Origin of the sequence: Microcoleus sp. (genome assembly GCF_049646505.1) — a bacterium.
Taxonomy (GTDB): domain Bacteria; phylum Cyanobacteriota; class Cyanobacteriia; order Cyanobacteriales; family Microcoleaceae; genus Microcoleus.
The window spans coordinates 1-11315 of sequence record NZ_JBARVX010000648.1 but is presented as its reverse complement, the minus strand read 5'-3'; the positions used below and the strand labels follow the sequence as shown (position 1 = coordinate 11315).

The 11315-nt window shown below is 47.9% G+C and carries 8 protein-coding genes; 4 read left to right on the top strand and 4 right to left on the bottom strand.

Going from position 1 to position 11315, the window contains the following annotated elements:
• Both WBA89_RS29750 and WBA89_RS29745 read left to right on the top strand, forming a co-directional pair.
• The coding region (locus WBA89_RS29750; protein WP_424411268.1) for a PAS domain S-box protein at positions 1 to 4365 on the top strand (4365 nt) is incomplete at its 5' end.
• Positions 4366 to 4606: 241 nt separating this feature from the next.
• A complete protein-coding gene (locus WBA89_RS29745; RefSeq protein WP_424411266.1) occupies positions 4607 to 4834 on the top strand; it encodes a hypothetical protein in 228 nt (75 codons plus the stop codon).
• A gap of 5 nt (positions 4835 to 4839) precedes the next feature.
• On the opposite strand, the gene WBA89_RS29740 is transcribed toward WBA89_RS29745, so the two are convergent.
• Positions 4840 to 5010, bottom strand: a complete 171-nt coding sequence (locus tag WBA89_RS29740) for a hypothetical protein (protein WP_424411264.1) — start codon at positions 5008 to 5010, stop codon at positions 4840 to 4842.
• 21 nt (positions 5011 to 5031) lie between these two features.
• Here WBA89_RS29740 and WBA89_RS29735 point away from each other — a divergent pair, with 21 nt between their 5' ends.
• Positions 5032 to 6117: an amino acid ABC transporter substrate-binding protein gene (locus WBA89_RS29735; protein WP_424411262.1), complete on the top strand. Its 1086-nt coding sequence runs from the start codon at positions 5032 to 5034 to the stop codon at positions 6115 to 6117.
• A 431-nt stretch (positions 6118 to 6548) separates the two neighbouring features.
• On the opposite strand, the gene WBA89_RS29730 is transcribed toward WBA89_RS29735, so the two are convergent.
• Positions 6549 to 7322, bottom strand: a complete 774-nt coding sequence (locus tag WBA89_RS29730; RefSeq protein WP_424411260.1) for an RNA polymerase sigma factor SigF — start codon at positions 7320 to 7322, stop codon at positions 6549 to 6551.
• A 442-nt stretch (positions 7323 to 7764) separates the two neighbouring features.
• Positions 7765 to 8607 carry a photosystem II manganese-stabilizing polypeptide gene (locus WBA89_RS29725; protein WP_424411258.1) on the bottom strand — a complete coding sequence of 281 codons (843 nt, stop codon included), beginning with the start codon at positions 8605 to 8607 and terminating at the stop codon, positions 7765 to 7767.
• Positions 8608 to 8931: 324 nt separating this feature from the next.
• Between WBA89_RS29725 and WBA89_RS29720 the strand changes: the two genes are divergently transcribed.
• A complete protein-coding gene (locus WBA89_RS29720) occupies positions 8932 to 9348 on the top strand; it encodes a hypothetical protein (RefSeq protein WP_424411256.1) in 417 nt (138 codons plus the stop codon).
• 73 nt (positions 9349 to 9421) lie between these two features.
• On the opposite strand, the gene WBA89_RS29715 is transcribed toward WBA89_RS29720, so the two are convergent.
• Positions 9422 to 10981 (bottom strand): calcium-binding protein, encoded by a 1560-nt coding sequence (locus WBA89_RS29715; RefSeq protein ID WP_424411254.1) that lies wholly within the window; start codon positions 10979 to 10981, stop codon positions 9422 to 9424.
• Between the last annotated feature and the right edge of the window lie 334 nt (positions 10982 to 11315).

Here is an 11315-nt window from a genome sequence, read left to right as displayed (position 1 = left end):
GTTAGGGGCATCCGCGAGGACGATCGAGCTGTGCTGGCCGGGGAGACGGTTCGCAATCCCTACCAGCAAATCGCCTTTGCAGGCGGCAAACAGCACGTCTTTGACACGCAAAAACTGCCGCTGTGCGATGCCGGAGGCAATATATTTGCGGTTTTGGGTATTTCGCGGGAAATTGCAGAATACTCCGCAGCAGATGAAGCCAGGAGTCAAAGCCAAACCCAACTGCAAAAAATTACTGCAAGCGTACCGGGTACTGTATATCAAGTTGACTTGCATCCAGACGGTTCGATGGCCTTCTCGTTTGTCAGCGCCGGCTGTCGAGAATTGTATGAAATAGAGCCAGAGGTGGCTCAGCAGGAGATTAATGTGATTGTTGATATGATTCATCCCGAAGATAGAGATGATTTTGTCAATTCGGTGAGGCTTTCTGCTGAAAGTTTGCAGCCTTGGCGGTGGGAAGGCAGAATTGTCACTTTGTCGGGAAAACTGAAATGGGTGCAAGGGGATGCACAGCCGGAAATGCAAGCATCGGGGGAGATTGTTTACTACGGCTTGTTCACGGATATTAGCGATCGCAAACAAGCGCAATTAAAACTGCAACTTTATCAAGAAATATTTTTAAAGTCTAACGATGCGATCGCCATTTTAGATCCCCAAGGCTATTATTTAGAAACAAATCAATCTCACACGGCTTTGCTGGGTTACACCTCATCTAAATTGTGGGGAAAAACCCCTGCGATTCACATGGGAGAAAAGGCTTTTGCGTCGGTGCTGCAAAGCTTGGGCGAAACAGGAAGTTATCGAGGCGAAATAACCTGTGTTAAGGCTTTGGAATCGGGAGTTGTTGAGGTGGAACTTTCGGCTTTTGCGGTTCTCAATGATGTTGGGGATGTGGTTTGTTACGTCAGCGTCAAAAGGGATATCACCGAACGCAAGCGAGCTGAGGAAAAACTTAAACTTTACCGAGAAATATTTTTAAACTCTAACGATGCGATCGTCATTATCGATGCTGACGGGTTTTTTCTCGAACAAAATCGCGCTCACCAATCGCTGCTAGAATACACAGACGCGGAATTAGAAGCAGAAGCGCCGCCGCTGGTGGCGGGCGAGCGCTTTTCAGCAATTGCCCAAAATTTAGGCAAAACAGGAACTTTTCGGGGCGAAATTACTAACTCTACTAAAAAAGGTCGCACGCTGGCGATCGACGTGGCGGCATACTCTGTAATTAACAACAGCGGCGATATAATTTGTCACGTCTGCGTCAAGCGCGACATTACCGAACGCAAAAAAGGAGAAGAAGAACGGCAAAAATTTGTGTCGCTGATTGAAAATAGCAGCGATTTTATCGGTATGGCTACTCTCGAAGGCCAAACGCTGTTTGTCAACGAAGCCGGACGAAAAATGGTTGGTGTAGAGAAGCTTTCGGAAATGCTTTATAGGGAGATATGGGATTATATCGGTCAAACTTTTAAACAAAAATTTAATCGAGAGATTTTACCAAAAATGCTCGGTGACGGTCAGTGGCAAGGTGAAGGTCAAATGCAGCACTTGCACAGCCGAAAACGCATAGATGTGGTGATGAATGCTTTTCTGGTAAAGCATCCTAAAAGCAGCGAGCCGCTGTGCTTTGCTGCGGTAATTCGCGATGTCACCGAACGCAAGCAAGCTGAGAGAATGCTGCGAGAACAAGCAGAACAAGAGCGGCTGGTTTCGGCGATCGCCCAGCGAGTCCGGCAGTCTCTCAATCTCACTCAAACTCTGAGCACAGCCGTAGAAGAAGTGCGGCAGTTGCTGGAAACTGACCGCACGGTAATTTATCGTTTTGATTCGGAGAAAACAGCGATTGTAGTTGTGGAATCTGTTGGCGACAATTGGATGCCGCTGCTGGACAGAAAACTGGAAGAAGCATCTTTGGAAGAAAGTTATGTATCGGTGTACCGCGCTGGTAAAATTCAAGCTGTTGAAGATGTTTATACGGCAAGTTTGAGCGACATCCACCGAGATTTTCTGGTGAGTTTGCAGGTGATGGCGAATTTAGTTGTACCAATTTTTATCGGCGACGAAAATCAAGAGGCGACCGCCGAAAATTTGTCTAAAACTCCCGGAATAGAATCGCACATCGCCAGTTGGGACAAGCGTCAAAATCGGTTGTGGGGATTGCTGGTGGCTCACCAGTGCAGGGCTCCGCGGGCTTGGACTGATTCTGAGGTGGATTTGCTGGGAAGGTTGAGCGTGCAGTTGGCGATCGCCATTCAGCAATCTACTCTTTTTGAACAAGCGCAGCAGGCCCGAGAAGCAGCCCTGGAAGCATCTCGAATGAAGTCGCTATTTTTAGCAAATATGAGTCACGAAATCCGCACTCCGATGAATGGAGTAATGGGGATGACTGATTTGCTGCTGAAAACAAATCTCACTCCCGAACAGCTAGACTTTGTGCAGACGCTGAAACTCAGCAGCCAAAATTTGCTATCGATCATTAATGATATTCTTGACCTTTCCAAACTGGAAGCCGGAGAAATGCGCTTGGAAACCATCGAGTTTGACCTCAGTATCTGTTTGGATGAAGTGCTGGATTTGTTAGCAACTCCCGCCCAAGAAAAAGGTATAGAATTGGTGGCGCTGATTGATAGCGACGTGCCGCTGCAAATTAGAGGCGACGCAGCGAGGTTGCGGCAAATTCTCACTAACTTAATCAACAATGCTATTAAGTTTACCGAAGCAGGAGAAGTGGTAATTGAGGTTTCTACTGGCAGACCTCCGGCCTTGGTGGCAGCCAGCGGGGAGCGGAAAAATTTAGAGAATATGCAGCCGTTAAAACTCGGAAGCAATCGGTCGCTGTTCCTGCTGTTTAAAGTCACAGATACAGGAATTGGAATTGCGAAAGAAGACCAAAAAAAGCTGTTTCAATCTTTTACCCAAGTTGATGCTTCTACGACGAGAAAATACGGCGGCACAGGTTTGGGTCTGGCTATTTCTAAGCAGTTGGTGGAGTTGCTCGGAGGTCAAATCGGCGTGGAAAGCACGCCTGGAAAGGGATCGACTTTTTGGTTTACTGTGCCGGCAGTTAAGGAAAATTTAACTGCGGCGGGGACAGCGTGCGAGGTGAATTTGCAAACGGCGCTGGCGGGGCGAAAAATGTTAGTTGCTAGCGATAAGCCGACATTGCGAAAAGTGCTGCTGAAAATGGCTGTTTTGTGGGGAATGGAAGTTGACGAAGTTGAGAACGGTTGGATGGCGATCGCATCTCTGTACAAAGCTGTCAGCGTTAATTCTCCTTACGCTATTGTTTTGGTTGATATTCAGTTACCGGAAATGGTGGCGGGAAGTCTGGAACGCTTGATGATTGCTGAGCAGGCTATGCAGCAGACGCATTGGGTGGTTCTGACTTCAATTACTCAGATATCGGAGGCGAAACGTTTGGTAGATATCGGTTTTAGCGGCTATTTAACTAAACCTGTAAAAGCTCACCGGTTGTTTGATTGCTTGGTAAATGCGATCGCCCCCGGTGCTGCAATCGATCGGTCGCTGGCAAATCAAACGAAAAATCAAGCCTCAGTTATTGACAACCAGAAGTTAGCCAACTTAAAGATTTTATTAGTTGAAGATACTCCGATCAATCAAAAAGTTGGCTTGAATCAACTCAAGGTTTTGGGATGCGCTGCGGATGTGGCGAATAACGGTGCTGAGGCGCTATCTATGCTGGCTCTCAAAAAGTATGACATTGTGTTGATGGACTGTCAGATGCCGGTTTTGGACGGCTACGAAGCGACGCGGGAATTGCGCCGCCTGGAATCTGCAGGCGCGGCTGGTTCGGGGGGGTTGGATATTCATACGGTGGTGGTGGCGATGACGGCGAATGCTTTGAAGGGCGATCGGGAAAAGTGTCTGGCGGCGGGGATGGACGATTATATTAGCAAGCCTATTTCGATCGAAAAGTTAAAATCTGTACTAGAAAATTGGTCGGTACAGTTAAAAATTGAAAGTCCCAAGTTTCAGGGCGAGGAACTCCAAAACTCTGCAGCGGATCTAGAATCTGTAGTCGATATAGCGCGCTTGCACGAAATTGCGGGCGCTGATTTAGATTTTGAGCGGGAAATTTTGCAAGCTTTTGTGGTGGATACTGGCACTTATTTAGAAGAAGCTAAGGGGGCGATTTCTTCGGGAGATGTGGAGGCGCTGGCCCGCCACGCGCATCAAATTAAAGGTGTCAGCGCTACGGCGGCGGTGCGGCGAATGCCGGATTTGGCTGCGGATCTTCAAACTCTGGCCGAATCCAACGATTTGGAGGGCGCAACGAAAATCATCGCTGAATTAGAAATAATTCTGGCGGGGGTTAAAAAGTTGGTGGCTGAGCCAGGAATTTGAAAGTTTGTAAAGATTTTTAACTTTTTATCAAGATATTTATTTCTATGTGACGAGATTGGCAACTGTTATGACATCTTGTGTGTTGTAGCTTTTGACACTGCTAAATTGAGTTATTGTGGTGAAATATAAAATAATCATTAAGCCGATCGCTCACAGGGTGATTTTCGTATATCGGCTTGAAAGACTAAGACCAGCATTTCGCCCAGCCCATTAACTGCGTATTTACGCTCGAGGAGGTTTTATGACTCCAATCATGTTACGTCAACTCTGGTCGTTAATTGAGACCACCCAAGCGACTCTGTTAGTCAATTTAGACGACGCCACCCTAGTGCAGTGGCTGCTGAAGCAGTTGAAGACGAACTCTGCGCTCAATGGCAATGAAACAGATTTGTTGAACAAGTACATTGAGTCTCGGCTGTCGCTAATTCGGGATTTAGCGGAGCAGCGCTTGGCCCCTGAGCGGTTCTGAGCCGATTAAATCAAAATTGGATAAATATTGTAGGGAAGGGCGATCGCTCGCGGCCAAAAAAATACAGGCGGGTTTGGGTGCAGTTGTCGCGCGGCAGAACGGCTGACTTGAAGCAGCCCGATGCTGTACACCGGCGATCGCAGCAGTTCTCGACAGCTACAAGGTAGGATTGTCAAGAAAGCGTTCTACTAAAATCTATGCGTAAATGGGGATTTCTGCTGCTAGCAAGCGTGTTATTGGTGGCACCGCTAGCATCTTGTCGGGACCGATCGGCACAAATCGGACAAAATACAGGTACAAATACGGCTGAAGGCAAATCGCAACAAGGTTCTAGCCGGATAGATACAATTGTCAGCCGCGGCAAACTGATTTGCGGCGTCAGCGGGGAACTGCCAGGTTTTAGCTTTGTAGACGAAAAAGGCAAATATTCGGGAATGGATGTGGATGTTTGCAGGGCTGTCGCGGCAGCAATATTTGACGATCCCGAAAAAGTAGAATACCGAAAGCTCAACGCTAAAGATCGATTTACAGTTTTGCAGGCCGGAGAAATCGACATTCTCAGCCGCAATACCACCTTTACGGCGAGTCGCGACAGCACTACCGGACTGGAATTTGCCCCAGTGATCTTTTATGACTCTCAAGGCATCATGGTCAAAAAAGACAGCGGCATCAAAAGTTTAAAAGATTTTGCGGGCAAATCTATCTGCGTGCAGACAGGTACGAGCACCGAACAAAATTTGTCCGACCAAATGCGAAAACTAGGAGTTAAATACACTCCCGTAGTGTTTGAAGATGTGAATACTACCTTTGCGACGTATCAAGAAGGTCGCTGTCAAGGCATTACTGCCGATCGATCGCAACTCGTGTCAAAGCGCACAACTCTACCGAATTCCGAGAACAATGAAATTTTGCCGGTAGTGATGTCAAAAGAACCTTTAGCCCCAGCGGTGAAAAGCGGCGATCCTAAATGGGCGGATGCGGTGAGATGGATTATTTTTGCGACGATTGAAGCTGAAGATTTGGGAATTAATTCAGCAAATGTAGACCAAACTGCGGCAAGCACTACAGATCCGAACGTCAAACGTTTGCTAGGAACAGAAGGAGATTTAGGTAAAGGTTTGGGACTCCCGAACGATTTCGCCGCCCGCGCTGTTAAAAAAGTGGGAAATTACGGCGAAATGTACGATCGCAACCTCGGCCCGAAAAGTACACTTAAGTTAGACCGGGGTCAAAACAAACTCTGGAAAGATGGCGGTTTGCTTTACTCGCCGCCGTTCCGTTAATTTTAGTTAGTCATTAGTCATTAGTCAGTAGTCATTAGTCATTAGTCATTAGTCATTAGTCATTAGTCATTAGTCATTAGTCATTAGTCATTAGTCATCAGTTATTAGTCAGTTTTTGTTGTAAGCTGTTGAGTATCTAAATTGTATTTTTGGGCGGTCAGACACCCTCCCACCAGAAAAATTTTATCCAACTTGACTCTAAGATTTAGATGCGCCTAGGCTTACTAACTGATGACTGATGACCAATAACCAATAACCAATAACCAATAACCAATAACCAATAACCAATAACCAATAACCAATAACCAATAACCAATAACCAATAACCAATAACCAATAACTACTGACTACTGACTACTGACTAATGACTAATGACTAATGACTAATGACTAATGACTAATGACTACTGACAACTGACAACTGACAACTGACTAAAGCTGCTTCGTCATAATTTCCTTGAGCAAATCGAGTCCTTTCTTAACTCGCCGAGAAACCGTCACCGCACTGATACCCAAGCGTTCGGCGGTTTCCTTCTGAGTCAAATCGTAGAGAAAAACAAACTCCAATATCTCGCGAGTCCGTTGTTCCAACATCGCCAAAGCTTGCTGTACGCGAAGTCGATCCTCCTGGGCCAACTGAAAACTCCGATACTTGCTATCGGGCATCAATTCGCCCAGACTTGTCGCACCCTCATCTTCATCCTGCACCGGCGCGTCCAAACTCAGAGGCGATCTGTTGAGGTGGGCCAACTTAATTTCTCGCCATTCTTCAACAGAAACCTCAAGCACTGCTGCTACTTCCGCATCCGTAGGTTTGCGGTTGAACTGCACTTGCAAATCCTTGATTGCTGCGACAGATTTGCGTTCCAGGGACAGCCAGTGGCGCGGAACTCGCACTGAAGGGCTTTTGTCTCGCAAGTAGTGTTGAATTTCGCCCCGAATGTAGGGAATTGCAAAGGAACTAAAAGCGTGTCCCCTCGACAGATCGAATCGCTCGATCGCCCTGATCAACCCTATACACCCGACTTGCTGCAAGTCGTCGTAGCTTTCACCGCACTGGTTGAGCCAGTGGTAAACTTCTTTTCTCACCAGTCCAATATTCAGTTGGACTAACTGATTGCGGACTTCATTCGAGCCAGAATCTTGGTACTGACGCAACAATTGCAAATTTTCGTTTTTTAACTCGTTTGGGGTTGTGGTAGACATAGCGGCATAAGGGTTGGTAGAGCAGAGGACTGATGTTGCTTTAGACCTAGTTTCCAATGTAGCCTAAAAAAAATCATGTTGATTGTGGTGCAATCCTAGCAGCTTCATAAGTGTGACACCCGACACACCTGTTGGATTTTGGCAAGGCGCAGCGATTTGACGGGGCGATCCCAAGGTAGAAGGCTGAATTTAACCTGGATTTTTCGCACGAAATTATACACTAAAAGCGCTTTGAAAGCAATTCTTTAACTAATTAAAAATCGTCAATTAATCAACCGCAAGTCAACAACACTCTAATCATAAATTTAGTCATTAGTCAACAGTCTTCAGTTATATTGCTAAAGACTGTTGGCTAATGAAGGGCGAGCAGTAGCTTGAGACCAAAAAACTGCTCTAGTTCGTTGGCGAAGCCCTCGCAGAGGATCGATCCAAAAAGCCAATTTTACGAAACAGAAGGCTCGATGCGAGCGTAAAATAAACCGCGAATTTTCACATCCAAAGCAGGTCTAGCTCCCAAATCAGTATCAGAAGTCTGCAAGCTTTCAAAAATCCCGCCTATTTCGCCAGTGGCGCTGTTGACTTTCGCAACTTGCAGAGAAATTTTGCCCGCGTTTGTGTTGGTGTCAGCCAGCTTCACATTAGAGCGTTTGAGTTTGGAGTTGTCAGTAGCCGGAAGGGCTACAGCATGGTCGTAACCAGAGGCTACCCCGCGAGCTTTAGGGTCTAAAAAGGTACCGCTGCGGTAAGAAGGAACGTTAAAATTTCCTCGCAAATCGGTGGAAGTATTGATAGCAACTACTCCAGGCTCGGAACTGGCTATCAGTTCTTTAATAGTGAACAAGAAAGGTACTTGCTCTCCGCCCGGTAACAGAATCGTAATTGCTTGAAAGTCCAAGCCATCCTCTTCTGTAAAAGTCAGAGTCCCATCATTACCAACCTCTAGCGTACCTTGAACTTGGTCAATGCTCGACGTGAACCGAGTCAGCACTTTACCAGGCACAAATTCTGCCTCTTGGCGTTTGTTTAATGGTTCTTCCTTCACAAAATAAGTTGTGGGCTGCAAACACATACCAGTCAGTTTATAGGTTGCGCCCGCTTCAATAGGGATAGATCCGCGAGAAGTTTCTGCCAAACTAGGGCAGTTATTTGCCAATCCAGTACCTCTGATCTGGTCGTAGGTGAGTAACTCCGCAGTCGCCACCGTTGTATCGGGAGCCGAAGAACAAGCAACCAGCGCACTCATGCAAAATGCTAAAAGTGCAACAATTAAAGCACGATATTTCATTGCCAACCTCAATCTCCAACATCGGATTATATTAAGAAAAAGCCCTATTTCGAGCAAAATACAATTGCTCGCGGGCAGGCATGGCCCGTGCAACCATCCGAAAGCCATCACCGAGTTTGACTAAAACAGTCGAGCTACTGCGGTGAAATTAAGCCATAACTCAGGATTTCTCAAAATTTTCGGATCGTCGCCCAATACACATGGTACGACGGGTTGTGCTCTTTTCCTGACTTGAGCGATAAATTAATATTGCCTAGGTCAACGTACTTAAGTTACGTTGCTCCTAGCCTGGAATGCCGATCGCCACTAGCTCGAGCAAGTTGGTTGACACAAGCGGCCCCAGAAAAACGCCTTGTAGATTTCAAAGGAAGCAGCAGTATGGACAACGGCAAAAATTTAGAGTCAGAAAAGTTGCAGGCTCAACTGCAATCGCTGACACAGGCGATTCGGACTTTAGCCGAAAGTTGTCAGGGAGACAGCGTGCTGCTTTTGGCTTTGCTGCGAGCTTTGGAAGCTTCGCACCAGGAAATTCGGGACGGTTTGTTTCAAGCGTCTTTTCCCGACAACCGCCAAGCAATGTACAAACTGATCAGGAATATTGAAGCCAATGGCGGCTGGCCTTACATCCAGCGCATGAAACTTCGATCGCTCTTGGGGTACAGCCAACAATTATCTCCCCTAGAATACGATTCCGCCGAGCCTGAAAACGACTCGGCCAAGACTGAGCAAGGCTCGAAATAGTTTTGAGTTACGAGTTTTGAGTCTATAAGTTTTACTTTAACTCAAAACTCATAACTGAGCTGCCCTCGCGCCCCTAGAACCCGAAAGGTGTAGGAGGTACGGGTGTCGGACTCGGCAGCATCGAAGGAAAAATCTGCGTCTGGCCAGGCATTGGCAACAGCCCCGGAGCAGGAGTCGGGGCGATCGAACTAATTGACACCATCGAATCAGGCACAGTAACAGTCGGCGCAGTCGGAATCCTCGAAGCAGTCGGAGTCGTTACCGGAGTCGGAGTCGTTACCGGAGTCGGAGTTGTCGCCGGAGTCGGAGTCGTTACCGGAGTCGGAGTTGTCGCCGGAGTCGGAGTTGTCGCCGGAGTCGGAGTTGTCGCCGGAGTCGGAGTTGTCGCCGGAGTCGGAGTTGTCGCCGGAGTCGGAGTTGTCGCCGGAGTCGGAGTCGTCGCCGGAGTCGGAGTCGTCGCCGGAGTCGGAGTTGTCTCCGAAGTCGGCCTGGGGCTAAACGTCCCGCTCACAGAGATAAAATCATTGGCATCAATCAGCGCCGATGGAGTGTCAACCAAAATTGCTAAAAGCTTGCCGTCGATCGTAATTACAGTATCTCTGAGATTTGCGCCGTTACCTTGGCTCACTTGCAGTTGGCTGAAAGATAAACTGCTCGGCAGTCCAAAGAAATCCTCTGCCTCATTGTAATCAGTAATTAAAACCAAACTTCCCGGGCCCGCTCCCAATCCAAAAACATCGCTGCCGCTGCCGCCAGTCAGAGTATCCGAACCCTCACCTCCGATCAGAGAATCATTACCCTCTGCCCCAAATAAATTGTCATTGCCGAAACTGCCTAGAATTGTATCGTCACCGAGACCTCCGGCCAAGGAATCATCGCCAAAACCGCCGTCTAGAACATCATTACCTTTGCCCCCGAACAGAAAGTCGTTGCCTTCCTCTCCCAGTACCGAGTCATCGCCTAAATCGCCGCGAAGCGTATCGGAACCGCTGCCGCCAAAAACTGTATCGTCAGCCTTCCCCCCAAATATTTGGTCGTTGCCAGAATCACCGAAGAGCGAATCGTTGCCGTCATTGCCGTACAAAGTATCATCGCCGTCGGCACCGAGGAAATAGTCGTTGCCGTCACCGCCAAACAGTTGATCTCCGCCGCTACCGCCGTTGAGAGAATCATTCCCCGAATCCCCGTAGAGAAAATCTTCATCAGCATTCCCGAACACCGAATCGTCGCCGTCACCCCCCACCAAGCTGTCGTTGCCAGTACCGCCGGCAATCACATCAAAGCCCGCGTTGCCGCGAATCACGTCGTCGCCGGCATCTCCCAATACGCTGTCTGAGCCGTCGTTGCCTTCGAGGAGGTCGTTGCCCAAACCGCCGCGAATCGAGTCGTCGCCGTTGCCGCCTAAAGCAAAATCGCGACCTTGGTTGCCAATGAGTTCGTCATTTCCTTCGCCTCCAAACAGCGAATCTCCTCCGTCGCCTCCGAGCAGTTGGTCGTTGCCGGCGTCCCCCTCTAGGGTGTCATCTCCTCCGGCACCCAGCAGCGTGTCATCGCCATCTAAAGCGCGAATTCGATCGCCCTGCGGAGTGCCTAGAATAAAGTCGTTGCTGTCTGTGCCGATCAGGTTTGCCATAGGGGATACACCGCTCCTCAATCAAATAAATTGTTTTAAATTATGTCAATCGCCTTCGTGACAAGGCATTGCTGCTTGCCTACGTTAGCATAATTGAGATTTTGGCAATCTGCCGAAGGAGCGGGAGATGGGTGCGACTGTTTTGATGGGCGATCGTCAAATATTTATAGCGATCGTACATTTTTGTCGATCGCGACTTATCTCAAATCTGTTAGCATCGGAATTATTCCTATTTCTCGACCTCTGCGTGAATCTGCGTTAATCCATTGTCATCTGCGGTTAATACATTCTTTTTTTTTACCGCAGATGAGGGCAGATTAACACGGATTAACGC

Bases quoted from the DNA above. Each gene is read 5' to 3' on its own strand.
- WBA89_RS29745 (WP_424411266.1), top strand. From the start codon at position 4,607: ATGACTCCAATCATGTTACGTCAACTCTGGTCGTTAATTGAGACCACC.
- WBA89_RS29735 (WP_424411262.1), top strand. From the start codon at position 5,032: ATGCGTAAATGGGGATTTCTGCTGCTAGCAAGCGTGTTATTGGTGGCA.
- WBA89_RS29730 (WP_424411260.1), bottom strand. From the start codon at position 7,322: ATGTCTACCACAACCCCAAACGAGTTAAAAAACGAAAATTTGCAATTG.
- WBA89_RS29725 (WP_424411258.1), bottom strand. From the start codon at position 8,607: ATGAAATATCGTGCTTTAATTGTTGCACTTTTAGCATTTTGCATGAGT.
- WBA89_RS29715 (WP_424411254.1), bottom strand. From the start codon at position 10,981: ATGGCAAACCTGATCGGCACAGACAGCAACGACTTTATTCTAGGCACT.